We start from the raw sequence: 19,896 nt of genomic DNA, 5'->3' as shown, positions 1-19,896 counted from the left end.
AGGGGGCCGAACCGTCGCGGACGAGCCGACAAGCGGGCACCGACGAGGCACGTGGGCCACCCCGACGGAATGCCGTTCGGAGTACGTGCGTGATGTCTTCAGCTGCCAGTAGGGTTCTGAAGGACTTCTAGTGAAACGTTCTCGGTACGCGACTTCGCGTGCCTCTGGCAGTGAGGGAAACGAAGCGCAGTGGCCACGACCACGACGGTGCACGACGTCATCAGGGCGATCCGTAATGGCTCCGCCGGGAATCGCGACCGCGGTACGCGCTTCGAGGAGCTCATGCTCCAGTACCTCAGCACGGACCCTCAGTGGACCGAGCAGTTCAGCCGTGTGTGGATGTGGGCCGACTGGCCGGGGGCCGAGAACGACAAGCGGGACACCGGCATCGACCTGGTGGCCCAGGACCGCGAGACTGGTGGCTTCTGTGCCATCCAGTGCAAGTTCTACGAGCCACAGCACACCATCCAGAAGGACGACATCGACTCGTTCTTCACCGCCTCGGGCAAGGGCGGGTACACCCGCCGCATGATCATCTCGACGACGGAGAAGTGGGGAGTACACGCCGAGGCGGCCCTGAATGACCAGCAGATTCCGGTCACGCGTCTCGGCCTGTCTGACATCGCGAACAGCCCCGTCGAGTGGCACATGCCGAAGGCCGGCGCCCCGCTTGAGATGAAGCTGCAGGCCAAGAAGGAGCCGCGCAGGCACCAGCGCGAGGCCATTGACAACGTCTTCGCGGGGTTCGCCGACCACAACCGCGGCAAGCTGATCATGGCCTGCGGTACGGGCAAGACGTTCACTGGCCTGAAGATCGTGGAGCGGCTCCAGCAGGAGCGCGCCGCGGCCGGTGAGGGCGAGCACACGACCGTCCTCTTCCTCGTCCCCTCCATCGCGCTGCTCTCGCAGACGCTCCGCGAGTGGTCGTTCGAGGCTGAGGTCCCACTGCGCGGCTTCGCAGTCTGCTCGGACACGAAGGTCGGCAAGCAGCCCCAGGGCGACGACAAGGACATGTCCACCCACGATCTGGCTCTGCCCGCCACCACGGACCCCAATCGCCTGATCCAGCAGATGGCCAGTGTCGAGGCGGTACCGGGGCTGACCGTGGTGTTTTCCACGTACCAGTCCATCGCCACGATCTCCGAGGCTCAGAAGAAGGGCCTGGCCCGCTTCGACCTCATCCTGTGCGACGAGGCACACCGCACCACCGGTGTCACCCTCGCCGGCCACGATGAGTCCGCGTTCGTCCGCGTTCACGACGATGAGTACCTCGGCGCGGACCGCCGCCTCTACATGACGGCCACCCCTCGTATCTACAATGAGGACACCAAGACAGATGCGAAGAATGCCGATGCAGCTCTGGCGTCGATGGACAGGGAAGACCAGTTCGGCCCGGAGTTCCACCGCCTGGGCTTCGGCCAGGCCGTAGAGCAGGGCCTACTTACCGACTACAAGGTCCTCATCCTCACCATCGACGAAGGCGTAGTCGCCAAGACCCTCCAGGAGGGTTTCGCCGGCGGTGCGTCCGAGCTGAACATCGACGATGCTGCAAAAATCATCGGCTGCTGGAACGCGATGGCCAAGCGCACCGGCACCTTCGCCGACGGATCCGGCTTCGCCGAGGACGAGGCGCCCATGAAGCGGGCCGTCGCCTTCGCCCGTTCCATCGCCGACTCCAAGGAAATCGCAGCCCGCTTCAACGAGGTCGTCGACGCCTACGACGACGCCGATGACGACGTCCTGCACTGCGAAGTTGACCATGTCGATGGCACCTTCAACACCCTGAAGCGCAACGTCCTGCTCGACTGGCTCAAGCAAGACCCCGGTCCGGCCAACGCCCGCATCCTGTCAAATGCCCGTTGCCTGTCCGAGGGGGTCGATGTCCCCAGCCTGGACGCCGTCCTCTTCCTCCACCCCCGCAACAGCGTCGTCGACGTCGTCCAGTCCGTCGGCCGCGTGATGCGCCTGGCCCCGGGCAAGAACTACGGCTACATAATCCTGCCCGTCGCAGTGCCGGCTGGGACGCCGCCCGAGAAGGCGCTCGCCGACAACCAGCGCTTCAAGACCGTGTGGCAAGTCCTCCAGGCCCTGCGCGCCCACGACGATCGCTTCAACGCAACCGTCAACCAGATCGAGCTGAACAAGAACAGGCCTGACAACAAGATCGGCATCGGCAGCATCGGGCCTAACGACGAGACGATCGGCGACAAGGACGGCTCGAGCACCGCTGACACCGGCCAGGAAGCCAAGGACAAGGAAGCCCAGAGCGCCCAGGGCATCCAGGATGCCCTGTTCTCCGTCACCGACTGGCGGGACGCCATCTACGCCCGCATCGTTGACAAGGTAGGCGAGCGCCACTACTGGGAGGACTGGGCCAAGGACATCGCGGGCATCGCCCGCCGACATGTCACCCGCATCGAAGCCGCGCTCGCAATCCCCGAGAAGAAAGCGGCCTTCGACGAGTTCGTGGGCGAGCTGAGGGCCAACATAAATCCTGGTGTCTCCGAGACCGACGCCATCGACATGCTCGCCCAGCACATCGTCACCAAGCCGGTCTTCGACGCCCTTTTCAAGGACTACGGGTTCGCCGAGCACAACCCGGTCTCGAAAGCCATGCAGCGGATGCTCGACATCCTCGACGACCAGGGCCTGGACTCCGAAGCCAAGACCCTTGCGGGCTTCTACGAGTCGGTGAAGGTCCGCGCCGAAGGTATCGACAACCATGAGGGCCGCCAGCGCGTCATCGTCGAGCTGTACGACAAGTTCTTCAAGACTGCACTGCCGAAGACCGCCGACGCCCTCGGCATCGTCTACACGCCGATCGAGGTCGTCGACTTCATCATCCGCGCTACTGAGCAGGCCCTGAACAAGCATCTCGGCCGCTCCCTCTCGGATGAGGGCGTTCAGATCATCGACCCGTTCGTCGGCACCGGCACGTTCCCGGTACGCCTCCTCCAATCAGGTCTCATCAAGCCGGGCGATTTGCTGCGCAAGTACACGAGTGAGCTCCACGCGAACGAGATCGTGCTCCTCGCGTACTACATCGCAGCGGTCAACATCGAAGCCGCCTTCCACGACCTCGCCGGTGGTGAATACCAACCCTTCGAGGGAATCGTCCTTACGGACACCTTCCAGCTCGCCGAGGGCACGGCGAAGCTCGACGGGATGGACGTATTGGAAGGAAACAGCGAGCGGGCGAAGAAACAGCAAAAGCAGGGCATTACCGTAGTAGTAGGAAATCCACCATACTCGGTCGGCCAGGACAGCGCCAACGACGCCAATCAAAATCTCAAATACGAGGCACTCGATAAGCGGATCGGCGAAACATATGCGGTGCGGTCCACTGCCACCCTCAAGACGTCACTCTATGATTCCTACATTCGCGCAATTCGATGGGCTTCGGACCGAATCGAGAATGAAGGAGTCGTCGCATTCGTTTCTAACGGCGGATACATTGACGGCAACACAGCCGATGGACTGCGAAAATCCCTGACGGACGAGTTCGATGCGATCTACTGCTACAACCTTCGCGGCAACCAGCGCACACACGACTGGAAGCGAGAAGGAGGCAAGATCTTCGGCTCTGGGAGTCAGAATACCGTCGCGATTCTGATCCTCATCAAGGGTGGCAGGGACGCCAATGACGCATGCGCCCTGCACTATTGCAGCGTCGATGACTACCTTAGCCGCGAGGACAAGCTGCGCATCGTAGCTGGGCAAGACCTCGACACAGTCCATTGGCAGACGATCACCCCAAACACAGACGGGGACTGGGTCAACCAGAGGGACGAGCGCTTCGCCGAGTTCCAGCCGATCGCCAAGAAGGATAAGTCGGAGAAATCCGATCCACTCTTTGAGCTACACTCCAGTGGCCTCAAGACGGGCCGCGACGCTTGGGCATACAACTTCTCCGAGCTGCAGCTCAAGCAAAACATGACGTCAACGATCGAATTCTACAATTTTCAGGTCAAGGGCTTCGCCGAGCATTCCAAGACCCAAAAAGTTACAGCGCCGAAGCCGTCGGACGTTGACAATTTCATTGATCTCGACCCAACGAGGATTAGCTGGGATCGAGCAGACAAGGGTCGTATCGCCAAGGGTGAGAAGTACCGCTTCTTGGACGATCGCATCTTCGTCTCCATGTACCGCCCTTTCACTCGACAGTTCGCCTATTTCGACCGGAAGCTGAACAACACGGTTTATCAGCTTCCACGGATCTTCCCCACGCCGCAGCACGAGAATCTCGGCTTCTACATCACCGGAACGGGGTCTGACGAGCCTTTCTCCGTTCTACTGACGGACGTTATCCCCGATCTTCACGCGGTTGGCACAAAGAGCGTCGGCCCGCACTTCGCTCGCTACACGTATCGTGAGGCCGGCAGCGATGATGACCTGTTCGCCACAATCAGCGAGGGCGAGCAGTACGAGCGCGTCGACAACGTCACTGACGCTGCGCTCCGCGCCTACAGGAAGACGTACGCCGACGACACGATCACCAAGGACGACGTCTTCTTCTACGTCTACGGCCTACTCCACTCCCCCGCCTACCGTGCCAGCTTTGCCGCCGACCTGAAGAAATCCCTCCCGCGTATCCCCAGGGTGCGCGACTTCCGGGGATTCGCCGAAGCAGGTCGCAACCTCGCCGATCTGCACCTCGACTACGAGCAGGCTGATCCCTACCGCGGCATCGTCGAGACGATCACTGGCGACGTATCCAACTCGGCACCGGACGACCTGTATCGGGTTGCCAAGATGAAGATCCCGAAGGTGAAGGGGCAGCAGGATCGCTCGACGATCATCTACAACGGCCGCATCACCCTCACCAACATCCCCGAGGACGCGTACCGATACCAGCTAGGTGCCCGGTCCGCGATCGAATGGATCATTGACCGCTATCAGTTCACGGTTGATACCAAGGGCAAGAGCGGCCTCACCAACGACCCGAACGATTGGTCCGACGACCCTCGCTACATCATTGATCTCCTCAAGCGGATCGTGACGGTCAGCGTGGAGACGATGAAGATCGTGGATGCCCTGCCAGCCCTGGACATCTTGGAGTAGGAGCCCCGGCCGGCCCCCTCCGGGGGCCGGGTCCTGGCTGTGGCTGCGTTCGCCTCACTCCGGCGCCGTCCAAACGAAGGGCAACCAGAGAACTCCACCACAGGTCAGGGCGAGTATGGCCACGACCGGACGGCCGTACGAACACTTGGGGAAGACGTTCGGGGCAATCCCTCGCCGACGCAGCCTAGCGGGAGGGCCAGAACTTGGGTGGTGCCGCCGCCGGGTCTGTCGTCTGCAGGCGATTCTGCCGACTCGGGTCAATGGACCGCAAAGCGATAAGCCGCTGGCCGTCAGCCTCCGCCAGCTCCGCGATGGCGTGGGGCAGGGCCGCGCAGACGGTGGCTATTGCGGTGCCAAGGCCCACGAGGCCACCGTGCTTGTTGTTCTGCCGGTACTCGATTCGGTGCAGGCCCGACTCGGCGATCGCCGCAACCTCCAGCGGCCGGCTGAGCTGCTTGGCGTCGTTGGTGATGATCACCTCGAAGCCTTCGACTTTGGCTCTGGCGTACAGCTCGATGTCCTTCGTGCCAGCCCAGCCCTGGAGCTCGTGGACGTGAACCACCTCATGCGCCTTCAACAAGATGCGCACGATCTCGGCCATGGGCCGTGGCACGTTCTCATCGAGCAGCAGCCTCAAGCGACGACCTGCCGGGGTTCGCTGTCGCCGTAGCTGTCAACGTAGTCCGTGAAGTCGGCGGCGTCACGGGCTGCCTCAGCGCTCACGCCAGGGTAGAAGTCGCCAATCTGCTCCGGCGGGATGCCGTCTCGGACGAGGGCAGCAACCTCCGAGGCCGGGATCCGGGTTCCCTGGATCACAGGTTCACCTCCGCGCACGGAGGAGTCGACCGCCACGTGCTCTCGAGGTGCCAACAGGTCGGGGATGTGTCGCCCATCGCGATAGAAGGGCGCAAGCACGTCGACAAGCTCGTGGATCACCATGTTGCCGCCCCTGTTCAGGTCGACAGCGTTTTCCGCGTCCGCCAGGTAGACCGCGCCCCGGTCGGCGACGAGGACGTACGAGGAGAGGTGCTCTCGCTCCCCCAGGTCTTCCCTCAGAGTGTTCAGCGCCTTGCGGATCCTCTGCAGCGAGGTCTCCTGCCTCAGCCGAACGCACGCGCGGAGGGCTACAACATCCCGAAACGAGTACAAGATCGGGCGGGAGTCAGAGAGCTCAGGAACCAGCAGGGCACCGCTGCTTCCGGAGGCATGCCGCCAATGGGAAAGCTGGCGCATGGTGGCACCCGAGAGAGCAGCAGCCAGCTTGGGCTCGTACGACACGCGCGCCCACCTCCTCTCCCAATAGTCGGGCTTCGCCGACCGTACTTCATTGTCCCGGAGCCCGTACGCAATGGAAGGCGAAGACGCCTTTCGAGGCAGCTCGGGACTGAGCCAGCACGGCACTGCCGATGATGTTGAAATCCGACAGCAGCCGAGCACTCCTCCCGGCCCCTCGCTGGGAGCCGACTGGGAGCCGATCCGCTCCCCGGTACCTGTCGGGACTCGCTCACGCCAGCCGAGGACGAAGCCCTGACCAGGGGAAACGCCATCTGCGCAGGTGGGGATCTTGGGTGGACCTCGTTCGGGACGAAGAGGTCGTGGGTTCAAATCCCGCCACCCCGACAGAGTAAGACCAGTGAAGGGCCTGATCCGCATCGCGGATCGGGCCCTTTCTGCGTCTGCGGAGATCGTTCGCGGGGCATCGGAGGCTGCCTCGGCCGCAAGGCGTGGAGATCGTCGGCCTGAACGAGCTGCGGCGCCCGGCTGCACGGGACGCTCAGCGGCGAGCTGTGGCCGGGGCACTGACGCCGGGCGCCCGGGGGCGCCTCCTCCGTACCCGCAGCTCGACCTGGCCCCCGGCCGCAGATTCCTCGGCGCCTCGGGCCGCGTACCGGCAGGCCCGGCTCCCTGGCACGGCGTTCAATACACGGTGCACTCAATACACTGTTGTATCGTTCCGGCATGGCTCCATCGAAGACTGTTGCCGCCGGTTCCGGACGGCCGCCCCGGCGGCGTGTGCACACGCGTGAGCGGCTGCTCGACGCCGCCGGGCGGGTGTTGGTCGAACAGGGGTACGCGAAGACCAGCATCGAGGACATGTGCGCGGCGGCCGGGTATACCCGGGGGGCCTTTTACTCCAACTTCGAGAGCAAGCAGGACCTCGTCCTCGCCCTGTTCGACCGCCACTCCGCGCACCGGCTCGATCAGTTGGAAGGTCTGCTGCGAGATCCGGCGCCGGGAGCGGCACGCCGGATCGGGGAACTGCTCCTGGCGGTGGATCCGGACGAGCGGGGCTGGATCCTGCTGTTCCTGGAATTCCGGCTCGACGCGGCCCGCAGCCCGGAGCTCAGCGTCCGGCTGCACGAACACGACAAGTCTGTCACCGGGGCTCTCGCGGCCCTGCTGGAGCGCAACGGGACGCGCGTCGGCGCGCAGAGCCTCGCCGTCTTCCTGCTCGCCTCCCGCGAGGGCATTCTCGCCCGGACCGCCGCCGGCGGAGCCGGTGGCCAGGAAGCGCTGGGCGCCGCCGTCGACGTATTCGCCGAACTGCTGCCCACCCTGCTGCCCTGCCTTGAACAGGCGCCCTGAACGTCAACTGAGAGACGTGATGCACGCAACCGCCCAACCCGACCCGCGGCGCTGGAAAGCGCTGATATTCATCGGCATCGCCCAGTTGATGGTCGTGCTGGACACGACCGTCGTGAACATCGCCCTGCCCTCGGCCCAGCACGACCTGGGTATCTCCGACGGCAACCGCCAGTGGGTGATCACCGCCTATTCCCTGGCATTCGGCAGCCTGCTGCTCTTCGGCGGCCGCATCGCCGACCTGACCGGCCGCAGACGTGCCTTCATCATCGGACTGCTCGGCTTCGCCGGCGCGTCCGCGCTGGGCGGCCTCGCGGTCAACCCCGGGATGCTGCTGGCCGCCCGCGCCCTGCAAGGCGTCTTCGGCGCGCTGCTCGCGCCCGCCGCGCTCTCGTTGCTCGCGGTCACCTTCACCGAGCCCAGGGAACGGGCCAAGGCTTTCGGGATCTACGGCGCGATCTCCGGGGCGGGGGGCGCCGTCGGCCTGATCACGGGCGGGGTGCTGACGGAGTACCTGAACTGGCGCTGGGCGCTCTTCGTCAACATCCCGTTCGCCGTCGCGGCCGTGGTAGGTGCCGTCACCGTGGTCCGTGAACCGGTGGGCGCCCGCAACGGCGCGCGCCTGGACCTCCCCGGAGTCGTCCTCGCCACCACCGGCCTGCTGTCCCTGGTCTACGGGTTCACCCGCGCCGAGTCCGACGGCTGGACCGCCCCCGTCACCCTCGGCTTCTTCCTCGCCTCGGTGGCCCTGCTCGGGACGTTCGTCTTCGTCGAGTCCCGGGTCCCGGCCCCCCTACTGCCGCTCCGGGTGGTGACCGAACGCAACCGGGGTGGCGTCTACCTCTCATTGGGCCTGTCCGTCATCGGCATGTTCGGCCTCTTCCTGTTCCTCACCTACTACCTGCAGATCGTGAAGGGGTACACGCCGGTCGTCGCCGGACTCGCCTTCCTGCCCATGGTGGTGGGGATGGTGATCGGGTCGACGCAGATCGGCACCCGTCTGATGACCCGGGTGCCGGCGCGGCTGCTGATGGGGCCCGGCTTCCTGACGTCGGCCCTCGGCATCGCGCTGCTCACCCGGATCGAGGTCGACAGTTCGTACGTGGGCCTGGTGCTGCCCGCGCAGGTGCTCCTCGGCCTGGGAATGGGTACGGCCTTCATGCCCGCGATGAGCCTGGCCACCCGCAGTGTGCAGCCACAGGACGCAGGCGTGGCCTCCGCCATGGTCAGCACCTCCCAGCAGGTCGGCGGCTCCATCGGCACCGCCCTGCTGAACACCATCGCGGCCGGCGCGACGACCGACTGGCTCGCCTCGCACGCCCGTTCCGGCACGGACCCGACCCGGCTGGCGAACGAGGCCGCGGTGCACGGTTATGCCACGGCGATCTGGTGGGCGGTCGGCATCCTCGTCGTCGCCGCGGTCGCCGTCTTCCTCCTCGTCAACGCCAGGCAGCAAAAGGGCATTTCCCGGCCCGACAGCGCCGGGGTGGACCGGGCCGACGCCGTGCCGGCAACCCCCCACTGACCGCCTTCACACGTGCGGAGCCGCCGGATACGGTCCGGCGGCTCCGCACGCGCATCAGCTCACGCACACCTATCTGTTCGTGAGTACCGCCTTCATCACCGAGCCGCCCGCCACGGCGGCGAGCGCGGCCTCGTGGTCCTGCAGCGAGTAGGACGACACCAGGCTCGCCAGGTCGAAGCGCGCCGCGAGAGCGGGCAGCAGGCGTACGTACTCGACGAGGTGTGCCCCGGTGAACGCCCAGGATCCGACGACGTCGAGTTGCCGGTGCACGATCTGGTGCGGGTTGAGCAGGGTGTCACCGGCAATCGCTACGCCAGCGCGGTGACGAACTTCAAGAACCTGCCCGAGGCGGATCGCAAACCGGCGCAGGACCTGCTCGACAAGCAGTACGCGTCGGAGTTCGAGGAAATCCAGCGCTTCCTGTCCGCCCAGGCCGACTCGATGTATCCGAAGGCGCAGATCATATCCGTGCAGGCCGCATTCAAGAACAAGCCCATGATTCCATTTTCCGAACGCTATGCGAGCCCCAAGCACGACCAGCCGGTCAAGGCCATTCTTGAGACGTCGTGGATGGACTACGTTCCGGGGGTGGCCCGCTGATGCGCGCATGGGCAACGTCCGGCATGGCCCGGCTTGACGCCGGACTCCTGAGAATGGCGAGCCGCAAGCACCGGCTGATCGGGATAGCGCTGCTGCGGGTCGTGATCGGCCTCGCAACGGTCATGTACTGCCTCTCCGACTACGGAAACCGACGGTTCCTGTGGGGGCCCCACTCGTACAACTCGATCGAGACCGCGAAGGCCGCCCTCTCCCCGGGGAGCTTCTCCGTCTACTTCTTCAGCCATTCCACTGTGTGGTTCGAGATGGTGTTCCACGCCACCATCCTGGTATCCGCCGTTTACATGGTGTATGGCGGCAGGGCACTCACCCTGGCCCAGGCGATACTCATGTGGTCGCTGCACAACCGGAACCAAGATGTGCTCGAAGGCGGTGACAACCTCGCCCAGATCCTCATCATCTTCATGGTCTTCACGGTGTCCAACGCCTATTTCGCGCCCGGGGCCAAACAGCGCCGTGCTCGCCTGCGGGCGGACGAAGGGCCTTCCCTGCCGACGGTCCTGCACAACCTGGCGGCCTACCTGATCGTCTTCCAGACGGCGATCCTCTATTTCGCCGCCGGCTACTGGAAGATCGCCGGGAAGATGTGGCAGGACGGCGTCGCCATGTACTACATCAGCCGGCTCACCGGATTCCAGATCTGGCCGGCCTATGCGCACTTGATGAGCAACGCGTACGTCACCACCGCCGTCAGCTACTTCACCATCTTCGCCGAGCTGGCCCTGCCCTTCGCGATCCTGTCCGCACGCGGCTGGGTACGGAAGGCCAACACCTTGGCCCTCGAGGGCATGCACCTGGGCATCATGGCCTTCATGGGTCTGGTGTGCTTCGGCCTGCTGATGATCGGCGCGGACTGCACCTGTTTGCGCGACGAGGACTACCGGTCGCTCAAAAACCGTGCCACGGGACTCGCCTCGCGCTTCATGGCGCATGCACGGCCCCCCGCGCCCATCGGGCCCCCACTCGGCAAGGATCCGGTGGGAAGCCTGCTCGAAACCCAGGGCAGCGGAGCCGATGCGTAGGCCGGACGACCCCACGGAGGCGGCCCACGCGCTCGAACGGTTCCTCCTCGCCGACCCCGAACGGTGGCCCCGGCTGGCACCCCGTGTCGTGGCCGCCGTCGGCCACCAGCGGCTGCGCGAGATCGTCGCGGCGACCCGGGAGCACGTCGGAGACTTCACCGGTGTCACCGACGGTCGCGACGGACTGGTGATCGGGGGTACCGCGGGCCACGCCCTCGCCTTCGCCCAGGCGGACGCCGACGGGAACCTCGTCCACCTCCGCATCTCCCCCGGCCCCTACCGGCCCGGCCGGCTGCGCATCCCGGATGCCGGGCGTGGCGTCGTGGCATGGTTCGTGTGGTGCCTGCTGCTGGCCGTGCGCGTCTCAGCGTGCTGGAACGCGCCGTCCGTGACCGCCTGGTGCGCGGACGTGCTCGTCGCGGGCGCCGCCTATCTGGTCCTGGAAGGCTTCTTCACCCCGGCGCGGTTGCCCCGTTGGTTTCGCCGGTCCATGGAGGCGGGCGCGTTCGTGGCGGCGGCTTCCGCCTGGCGCCTGCCCCACCTCCCTCCGGGGACTGCCGATGTGGAGCTCGGGGCCGGCTCGCCCTCTGGGGGCGCGTCTGTGTCCCTCCCGCTGCACTTCCCTCTGCGGGACGGGACCTGGCTCATCGCCCAGGGCGGCGGCCGCGGCCTCAACCACCATCTGCCGCAGCCCGAACAGCGCGGGGCTCTTGACGTCGTCGGCATCGGTGCACGCGGGGTACGACTCCGAGGCGGCAACTCCCCCGACGCGTTCCGGATTTACGGTGCGCAGCTGTACGCCCCGTGCGACGGCCACGTCGTGTCAGCCGCCGACGGGTACGCCGACCAGACGCCCGGCGCGATCCGCTACGGACCGCCGTACGGGAACCATGTGTTCATCGACACGGGCAGCGAAATCGTCAAGCTCGCGCACCTGCGGCCGGGCAGCGTGACGGTGTCCGCCGGCGACCGGGTGCACACCGGTCAGTTGCTCGGGGAAGTCGGCAACTCCGGGAACACCAGCGAGCCGCACCTGCACATCCATGCCGAACGCGAAGGTGTAGGGCTCGACCTCCGGTTCACCGGCATCGACGGGACGCTGCACCGCGGGCGCACCCTGCGCACCTGACCGCCCTTCAAATCGGTCCCCTTCCCCCCCCCGCTCCTCATGTCCGACAGTCCGGCACGTCTTCGTCGTGCCTCTTTCGTCGTGCCTCTTTCGTCGTGCCTCTTTCGCCATGCCCCTTTCGCCACGCCCCTTGCCCGAAGGGAAATCCGTGTCCCCGTCATCTCCGCTCCGACGCGTACGGCCCCGTACCCTCGCCGCCGTGGCCTGCGCCGCGCTCCTGGGCACCGCGTTCGCCGCCCCGGCCGCCCAGGCCGACGCCCCCTCCGCGCACCGCCACATCGTGCCGGGCTCGCACCCCGGCTATGCCACCGCCGCGGCCGACACCGGCCCGGTCCCCGCCGAGGAGCACCTCACCGCCCGCCTGTATCTCGGCTCCCGCGACCCGGCCGGCCTGGCTGCGTTCCTCAAGAACGTCACCGATCCCCACAACCCGGCCTACCGGCACTTCCTCACGCCCGACCAGTACCGTCGGCGCTTCGCCCTCAGCGACCAGGAACACCGGGCCATCGCCCACTGGCTCACCGGCGCCGGGGTCACCGTCAACCGGGACACCCATCACTATCTGGAGATCTCCGGCCCGGCGAAGGCCGTGCAGGAGGCGCTCAAGAGTCCCGTGCACCGCTACCGGACCACCGGGGGGACCGTCAACGCCCCCACCGGCGACGTCAGCGTGCCGGAAGCCCTGGGCGACGACATCGTCGCCGTGTCCGGACTGTCCGCACCCGCGGCCGCCCATCCGTTGTCCTCACGCGCCACCGCCCCCACCGGAACGCCCGCGGTCTGTTCCGACCACTTCGGGGAGAAGCCCGCCTCGGAACTGCCCCCCGCGTACGGCAACACCCCGGCCTTCTCCTCCTGCCCTTACCTGCCCTCGCAGCTGCGCCGCGCGTACGGCGCGGGAGGCTCCGGCGCAACCGGTAAGGGCGCCACCATCGCGATCGTCGACGCCTACGGGTCCCCCACCATGCCCGCCGACGCGGACCGGTTCGCCCAGGCCACCGGCGACCGCCCCTTCCGGCCGGGCCAGTACCGCCAGCAGGTCACACCGAAGGATTGGAGCGTGGGGCCCGCCTGCGCACCGCCCGAGGCCTGGGCCGGGGAGCAGGCCTTGGACGTGGACATGGCCCACGGCCTCGCCCCCGACGCCGACGTGCTCTACATCGGCGCCGACTCATGCCTGGACAACGACCTCATGGACGCAGAGGCCACCGTTATCGACCAGCACCTGGCCGACTCCATATCGAACTCCTGGGCGGAAATCATCCACTCCGACCCCGGGCATCTGACGCCGGACCTGGTCAACGCGTGGAACCTGCTGTTCCAGCAGGCCGCCGCCGAAGGCATCGGCACGTACTTCGCTGCCGGTGACTGCGGCGACTCCTCCCCCGTTGCCGCCGAGACCGGAGTCAACTGCGACATGAAGACCACCGCGGCCCAGGCAGACTTCCCGAGCGGCTCCCCCTGGGTAACCTCCGTCGGAGGCACCACCCTGGCCCTGGACCGGCACGGCGACTACGCCTGGGAGACCAGCATGGGCGATGAGCTGTCGGTCCTGACCGGTACCGGCACCCAGCGAGCTTGGGGCCCGGTGCCGGGGGTCTTCGCCTTCGGCGGCGGAGGAGGGCTCAGCGACTTCCCCGAGCCGTGGTACCAGCACGGACACGTCCCCGCCCCCGCGGCCGGCACGCCCGCCCGCAGGGCGACCCCGGACGTGGCCATGGAAGGTGACGGTGCCCTGCCCGTCCTGGTCGGGCTGACCGACAGCGGACAGTTCCAGCTCGTCGGCTTCGGCGGCACTTCCGCCGCCACCCCCGCCTTCGCCGCACTACAGGCCGACGCCCAGCAAGTGATTGGTCATCCCCTCGGCTTCGCCAACCCCTTGCTCTACGCCCTCGGCGGTTCGACCGCCTTCCGCGACGTCACGGACCAGCCTGCGGCCGCGGGACCCGGCCCCCTCACCACCGTGCGCGACTACGGGCCTTCCGAGGACGAGAAGCAGCGCTACGTCCTGTACGCCTTGGGCCGCGACTACGGCCTGCACGCCGGCCCCGGCTACGACTACGCCACCGGGCTCGGCTCGCCTTCGCCGGCCTACCTTCAGTGGTTCCGGCGTACCGGGGGACGTCTGCGGTGACTTTGGACGCGATCGTGGTGGGGGCCGGCCCGAACGGGCTGGCCGCCGCCGTCGCCCTGGCCCAGCAGGGGCTCTCGGTCACCGTGCTGGAGGCGGCCGACACCATCGGGGGCGGCACCCGTACCAGCGAACTCACCCTGCCGGGACTGCTGCACGACCACTGTGCGGCCGTCCACCCCATGGCCCTCGCTTCGCCCTTCCTGCGCTCACTCGCGCTGGAGCGGCACGGCCTGGAGTGGCGATGGCCCGACATCGACCTCGCCCATCCGCTCGACCGGGGCCCCGCAGCCGTGCTGCGGCGTTCGCTGGACCGGACGGTAGGCGGCCTCGGCTCGGACGGAGAAGCGTGGCGGCGGCTCTTCGCACCGCTGTCGCACCACTACGACTCCCTGGCCACCGAGCTGATGGCGCCCCCGCTCCACCTGCCCCGGCACCCTCTTCCCCTGGCCCGTTTCGGGCTTCTCGCCCCCCGCACCGCCACCGCCGTCGCGAACCGCTGGCACACTCCGCAGGCCCGCGCCCTGTTCGCCGGGTTGGCCGCGCACGCGCTGCGTCCTCTGGCCGCGCCCGGCAGCGCCGCCATCGCCCTCATGCTCGTCGCGGCCGGGCACCGGCACGGATGGCCTGTCGCGCACGGCGGGTCCCAGGCCGTCACGAACGCCTTGGCAGCGCGTCTGACCGAACTCGGAGGCACTGTGGAGACCGGCGTCCGGGTGCGCTCCCTCGCCCAGCTGCCGCCCAGTCGCGTCACTTTGCTGGACGTGGCACCGCGCGCCGCCGTGGCCCTGTGCGGCGACCGCCTGCCCGCCCGCACCCGGCGCGCCTACGCACGCTGGGCGCACGGGCCGGCGGCGTTCAAGGTCGACATGGCCGTCGCGGGCGGAGTGCCGTGGCGCGACGAAGCCTGCCGGCGAGCAGGAACTGTGCACTTGGGCGGCACGCTGGAGGAGGTCGCCCACGCCGAGCAGGACATCACGCGTGGCCGGATGCCGGAGCGCCCCTTCGTCCTCGTCTCCCAGCAGTACCTCGCCGACCCGATCCGCTCCGCGGGTGATGTCCATCCCGTCTGGGCCTACGCGCACGTCCCGCACGGCTATACCGGCGACGCCACCGAAGCCGTGCTCGCCCAGCTGGAGCGCTTCGCCCCGGGGTTGCGGGAGCGCGTGATCGCCCATGTGGCCATGTCCGCCGCGCAACTGGAGTCGTACAACGCCAACTACATCGGAGGCGACATCCTCACCGGCGCCAACACCCTCACTCAGATGGTGATGCGCCCGCGCGCCGCGGTGGACCCCTACCGCACCGGGATACCGGGAGTCTTCCTGTGCTCTGCGGCGACCCCACCGGGCCCCGGAGTCCACGGCATGTGCGGCTACCACGCCGCCGGGTCGGCCCTGCGCCACCTCGGCATGCCGCTTCCGTCTCTGGACCGGCCCTGACAGGGCCACCGATCCGATCTCCCCCCTTCAGTCAAGGAGCACATCATCATGTCGAACCCGTTCGAGAACGCTGACGGCAGCTACCTGGTCCTCGTGAACGAGGAAGACCAGCGGTCCCTTTGGCCGGCCCCCTTCGCCGTCCCGGCGGGCTGGTCAATAGCGCGCGACGAGAGCAGCCGGGCGGCGTGCCTGGAGTACGTCGAGCAGACCTGGACGGACATGCGGCCGAAGAGCGCGCGGGGGTAGGGGAACCCCCGCGTCGCGCTTCTCGAACGCGCGCGGGCCCGGTCGCCGGCGCGCGGGCCCGCTTCCGGCCCCGGGCGGGGCGGAGGCCCCGCCCGGGAGCTCGGCGCGGCGGTCGGGGACTCAGGCGCGGTGGTCCAGGGGGTTCGCCGCGATACGGGCCTGCGCGCCGCCCGCCACGTAGGCCGCCGCCGCGCAGTCGGGCTTGCGCACCGCTTGGTCCTCGACCAGCGTCAGGAACGCCTTCCCGAAGCCGTGCCGGGGGTACTCCGCGAGGAGGTCCGCGAGGAACGACTCGGGGAACTCTCCCACCCGCAGCCCCGACACGTCCGCGCTAGTCCCCACCTGGAGGAGGTGGCTCTCCACGTCCTGGCCGGCCGTCACGTCGTCCCGCATGTGCAGGACGATCACCTCCTCCGCACGCGCCCGCCGGGCCGGCGGCCAACCCAGCCCCGCCGTCAGGACGCGCGCCACATGACCGCCCGCCTCCTCGAAGGGCAGCGTGTGACTGTCGAACGGTGCGGTCAGGCCCAGATCGTGCAGCAGGGCACTGACGTAGAAGAGTTCGGCGTCATGGGTCAACCCGTGTTGCCGCGCGTACCAGGCCCCGAAGGCGTACGAGCGGATCGAGTGGTTCAGCAGGGTCGTGTCCGCGTACTCGGAGGCGATCTCCAGCGCGGCGCGGCCGGCATCGGTGTCGAAGGTCCATGTCATGAGGCGCAGCGTAGGGCTTTGCCGTCGAACTCCCGTCCTATCGGTGGGTTTCCCGCCTGCGGCTGAAGTCCACCTCCGCCGGCCCGTCCTCCCCCGGCCAGGACAGCAGCCGCGTCACCGCGGGCGGACTCTCGGCGAGGACGGTGCCGCGCGAGACGACGTACCGGGGGCGGACCTGGCGCCGGATCGCCTCCTGCGGTGACTCGGCCGGCAGGAGCACGAACGAGGCCGGCGCGCCCGCCGTGATGCCGTACTCGGTCCCGGACAGGCCCAGCACCCGCGCCGCGCGGTCCGTCACCATGGAGAACGCCACCGGGATCTCGTCCGTGCCGGTCAACTGGGCCGCGTACAGGCCCACCAGGGCGGTCTGCAGCGGGTTGCCGGTCCCGAGCGCGTTCCACGGGTCCATCACGTCGTCGTGGCCGAAGGCCACGTTCACGCCCGCCGCCAGCATCTCCTTGACCTGCGTGAGGCCGCGCCGCTTGGGGTATCCGTCGAACCGACCTTGGAGGTTGAGGTTGGCGAACGGGTTCGCGACGAGGTTGATCCCGGAACGCGAGAGCAGCCGCCGGAGTTTGAAGCTGTACCCGCCGCCGTAGGAACCCATCGCCGTCGTGTGCGAGGCGGTGCCCCGCTCCCGCAGGCCCGAGCGCAGCGCGAGGGTGGCCAGTACCTCCACGAACCGCGACTGCTCGTCGTCGATCTCGTCGCAGTGCGCGTCGACGCGCAGCCCGTGCTCCTCGGCCAGTGCGAAGGCGATCGCGAGCGAGGCGACCCCGTCCTCGCGGGTGTCCTCGAAGTGCGGGATCGCGCCGACGACATCCGCCCCGCGCCGGACCGCCTCGCGCAGCAGCGCCTCGCCGTCCGGGAAGGAGACGATGCCCTCCTGCGGGAAGGCCACGATCTGGAGCGTCATCACGTCCCGCACCCGGTCGCGGACCTCCAGCAGCGCGTCGAGCGCGGTCAGCGTCGGATCGGTGACGTCGCAGTGGGTCCGTACGTGCAGGACTCCCTGCGCCGCCTGCCAGCGCAGCACCTCGGTGGCCCGGGCGATCACGTCCTCGCGGGTCAGGGTCTTCTTGCGCTCGCTCCAGCAGGCGATGCCCTCCCAAAGGGTCCCGGACGCGTTGGGGCGCGGCTCACCGGCGGTCAGGGCGGTGTCGAGGTGGATGTGCGGCTCGACGTACGGAGGCGAGAGCAGCGCGCCGTGCGCCTCGATCAGCACACCGGTCGCCGGTGGTTCCTTCTGGTCGTCGTACGGGACGACGCGGGCGATCCGTCCGTCCTCGGACACCTCCACGTCGGACAGGCCGTGTTCGTGCAGCAGCCGGGCGCCCCGGACGATCATCCGCATGCGGCCAGCGTAGGGGCACCGGCCGCGCTCGACCGGGCCTTGTGCCGCGTGCCCCGCGTTTCGCGGCGACCGACCGCACGTCAGCGACGACCGACCGCACGTCGCGGGCCGCCCGCCCCGGCACGGGCCCCGGCGGCCCTCTCCGGGGACGCCCCCACGATGCGCCCGATCGGCGTAGTCGGCATACCGGCGCGCGGTACGGCAAGGTGGGGCCATGACCAGCGACACCGACGTGACCTCCGTACCGTCCCCCGAGATGCCCGACTGGGAGAAACGCTTCCGGGCTCCGCGCGTAGGGCTGCCCGAATGGGCCGAGGACGCCCCGGACCGCTCGCTCTTCGTCTCCAACGCGACCGGGACCTACGAGCTCTATGCCTGGGACCGCGCCACCGGCAGTCGGCGGCAGGCCACGGACCGCCCCAACGGCACCACCGACGGCACCCTCTCGCCCGACGGCGAGTGGATCTGGTGGTTCTCCGACACCGACGGCGACGAGTTCGGCACCTGGGTGCGCCAGCCCTTCGCGGGCGGCCCCGACGAGCCGGCGACCCCAGGCCTGAAGCCCTCGTACCCCGCCGGGCTGGCCATCGGCCGGGACGGCACGGCCGTCGTGGGCCGGTCCACCGACGAGGAGGGCACCACCGTCCACGTCGTACGGCCCGGCGCGGACGAGCCGACCGTGATCTACCGGCACCGCGAGTCGGCGGGCGTCGGCGACCTGTCCCGGGACGGCACCCTGGTCGTGATCGAGCACACCGAGCACGGCGACGCCATGCATTCGGCGCTGCGCGTGGTGACCCTCGACGGCGCCCCCGTCGCCGAGCTGGACGACTCCGAGGGCGGCGCCGTGGAGTTGGGCCTGAGCGTGCTCGGTTTCGCCCCCGTCGCCGGCGACACCCGGCTGCTCGTCGGGCACCAGCGGCGGGGCCGCTGGGAGCCGATGGTGTGGGACGTGGCGACGGGGACCGAGGAGGAGTTGGCGATCGACCTGCCGGGCGACGTGGGCGCCGAGTGGTACCCGGACGGCTCGGCGCTGTTGATCCACCACGACTTCGAGGCGCGCGGCGAGCTGTGGCGGTACGACCTGGCGGCTCGGGAACTCGTACGCGTGGACACGCCGCCGGGGTCGGTCTCGGGTGCGACGGCCCGGCCGGACGGGACGGTGGAGTACCAGTGGTCCTCGGCCGCCGAGCCGTCGACGATCCGGTCCACGGCGGGCGGGGTCGTGCTCGACCCGCCCGGGTTCCGGCCGCCGGGCTCGGTCCCGGTGGAGGACGCCTGGGTGGAGGGGCCGGGCGGGCGCGTCCACGCGCTGGCACAGCGGCCCGTCGGCCACGGGGACGGCCCCTTCCCGACGGTGTTCGAGATCCACGGCGGCCCCACCTGGCACGACAGCGACGCCTTCGCCGCCACCCCGGCGGCCTGGCTGGACCACGGCTTCGCGGTCGTCCGCGTCAACTACCGCGGTTCGACGGGATACGGGCGGGAGTGGACCGACGCCCTCAAGCACCGCGTCGGGCTGATCGAGCTGGAGGACATCGCGGCGGTCCGCGAGTGGGCCGTCGCCTCCGGCCTCGCCGACCCGGCGCGGCTCGTGCTGTCGGGCGGCTCGTGGGGCGGGTACCTGACGCTGTTGGGCCTGGGCACGCAGCCCGACGCCTGGGCGGTCGGCCTGGCCGCCGTACCGGTGGCGGACTACGTGACGGCCTACCACGACGAGATGGAGGCGCTGAAGTCGCTGGACCGCACCCTCTTCGGCGGCACGCCCGAGGAGGTCCCCGAGCGGTTCGAGGCGTCCTCGCCGCTGACGTACGTGGACGCGGTGAAGGCCCCCGTCCACATCGCGGCGGGCGTGAACGACCCGCGCTGCCCGATCCGGCAGATCGACAACTACGTGGAGCGGCTCGCGGCGCGCGGGGCGGTGCACGAGGTGTACCGGTACGACGCCGGCCACGGCTCGCTCGTGGTGGAGGAGCGGATCAAGCAGGTCCGGATGGATCTGGAGTTCGCCCTCAAGCACCTCCCCGCCTGACCCGACACCGGTGATCCGGTGCGCCCCCCGTACGGTGGTGGG

General features: G+C 68.6%; 15 protein-coding genes. 10 read left to right on the top strand and 5 right to left on the bottom strand.

The genetic code is table 11. The annotated features are described in order from the left end of the window. Positions 1 to 189: 189 nt before the first annotated feature. Entirely contained in the window at positions 190 to 5,061 is a 4,872-nt protein-coding gene (locus ACV7NM_RS17525) for a DEAD/DEAH box helicase (protein ID WP_463411148.1), read from the top strand. Positions 5,062 to 5,245: 184 nt separating this feature from the next. Here the strand turns inward: ACV7NM_RS17525 and ACV7NM_RS17520 are convergent, their stop codons facing one another. Further along, complete coding sequence (locus ACV7NM_RS17520; protein WP_453421376.1) at positions 5,246 to 5,698, bottom strand: DUF5615 family PIN-like protein; 453 nt, start codon at positions 5,696 to 5,698, stop codon at positions 5,246 to 5,248. Continuing rightward, positions 5,695 to 6,339, bottom strand: a complete 645-nt coding sequence (locus tag ACV7NM_RS17515) for a DUF433 domain-containing protein (protein ID WP_453421375.1) — start codon at positions 6,337 to 6,339, stop codon at positions 5,695 to 5,697. Before ACV7NM_RS17515 ends, ACV7NM_RS17520 begins: the two co-directional genes overlap by 4 nt. Before the next feature lie 681 nt (positions 6,340 to 7,020). Between ACV7NM_RS17515 and ACV7NM_RS17510 the strand changes: the two genes are divergently transcribed. Continuing rightward, entirely contained in the window at positions 7,021 to 7,647 is a 627-nt protein-coding gene (locus tag ACV7NM_RS17510) for a TetR/AcrR family transcriptional regulator (protein ID WP_463411147.1), read from the top strand. A gap of 19 nt (positions 7,648 to 7,666) precedes the next feature. Continuing rightward, positions 7,667 to 9,169, top strand: coding sequence for an MFS transporter (locus ACV7NM_RS17505; protein ID WP_463413969.1), 1,503 nt, complete (start codon positions 7,667 to 7,669; stop codon positions 9,167 to 9,169). A gap of 69 nt (positions 9,170 to 9,238) precedes the next feature. Here ACV7NM_RS17505 and ACV7NM_RS17500 read toward each other — a convergent pair whose 3' ends face one another. Next, positions 9,239 to 9,439 carry a hypothetical protein gene (locus ACV7NM_RS17500; protein WP_463411146.1) on the bottom strand — a complete coding sequence of 67 codons (201 nt, stop codon included), beginning with the start codon at positions 9,437 to 9,439 and terminating at the stop codon, positions 9,239 to 9,241. Between ACV7NM_RS17500 and ACV7NM_RS17495 the strand changes: the two genes are divergently transcribed. From ACV7NM_RS17495 to ACV7NM_RS17470, 6 genes are all read left to right on the top strand, one after another. Continuing rightward, complete coding sequence (locus tag ACV7NM_RS17495) at positions 9,434 to 9,769, top strand: hypothetical protein (RefSeq protein WP_463411145.1); 336 nt, start codon at positions 9,434 to 9,436, stop codon at positions 9,767 to 9,769. The two genes, ACV7NM_RS17500 and ACV7NM_RS17495, sit on opposite strands and share 6 nt — an antisense overlap. A gap of 53 nt (positions 9,770 to 9,822) precedes the next feature. Beyond that, complete coding sequence (locus tag ACV7NM_RS17490) at positions 9,823 to 10,809, top strand: hypothetical protein (RefSeq protein ID WP_463411144.1); 987 nt, start codon at positions 9,823 to 9,825, stop codon at positions 10,807 to 10,809. Next, a complete protein-coding gene (locus tag ACV7NM_RS17485; protein WP_463411143.1) occupies positions 10,802 to 11,938 on the top strand; it encodes a M23 family metallopeptidase in 1,137 nt (378 codons plus the stop codon). The genes ACV7NM_RS17490 and ACV7NM_RS17485 overlap by 8 nt, the downstream gene beginning before the upstream one ends. A gap of 148 nt (positions 11,939 to 12,086) precedes the next feature. Beyond that, a complete protein-coding gene (locus ACV7NM_RS17480; protein WP_463411142.1) occupies positions 12,087 to 14,072 on the top strand; it encodes a S53 family peptidase in 1,986 nt (661 codons plus the stop codon). Then, positions 14,069 to 15,511, top strand: a complete 1,443-nt coding sequence (locus tag ACV7NM_RS17475; protein WP_463411141.1) for a phytoene desaturase family protein — start codon at positions 14,069 to 14,071, stop codon at positions 15,509 to 15,511. Before ACV7NM_RS17480 ends, ACV7NM_RS17475 begins: the two co-directional genes overlap by 4 nt. Before the next feature lie 48 nt (positions 15,512 to 15,559). Next, a complete protein-coding gene (locus ACV7NM_RS17470; RefSeq protein WP_463411140.1) occupies positions 15,560 to 15,757 on the top strand; it encodes an MbtH family protein in 198 nt (65 codons plus the stop codon). A 120-nt stretch (positions 15,758 to 15,877) separates the two neighbouring features. Here ACV7NM_RS17470 and ACV7NM_RS17465 read toward each other — a convergent pair whose 3' ends face one another. Beyond that, positions 15,878 to 16,468 carry an HD domain-containing protein gene (locus ACV7NM_RS17465; RefSeq protein WP_463411139.1) on the bottom strand — a complete coding sequence of 197 codons (591 nt, stop codon included), beginning with the start codon at positions 16,466 to 16,468 and terminating at the stop codon, positions 15,878 to 15,880. A gap of 37 nt (positions 16,469 to 16,505) precedes the next feature. Continuing rightward, a complete protein-coding gene (codA, locus tag ACV7NM_RS17460) occupies positions 16,506 to 17,822 on the bottom strand; it encodes a cytosine deaminase (protein WP_463411138.1) in 1,317 nt (438 codons plus the stop codon). Between the two features lie 214 nt (positions 17,823 to 18,036). On the opposite strand from codA, the gene ACV7NM_RS17455 reads away from it, so the two are divergent. Further along, a complete protein-coding gene (locus ACV7NM_RS17455; protein ID WP_463411137.1) occupies positions 18,037 to 19,854 on the top strand; it encodes a S9 family peptidase in 1,818 nt (605 codons plus the stop codon). Positions 19,855 to 19,896: the final 42 nt, after the last annotated feature.

Source organism: Streptomyces sp. Tek67B01 (assembly GCF_055231995.1).
Note: the sequence above shows the minus strand (reverse complement) of the source record. Positions and strands in the feature narration are given on the sequence as shown.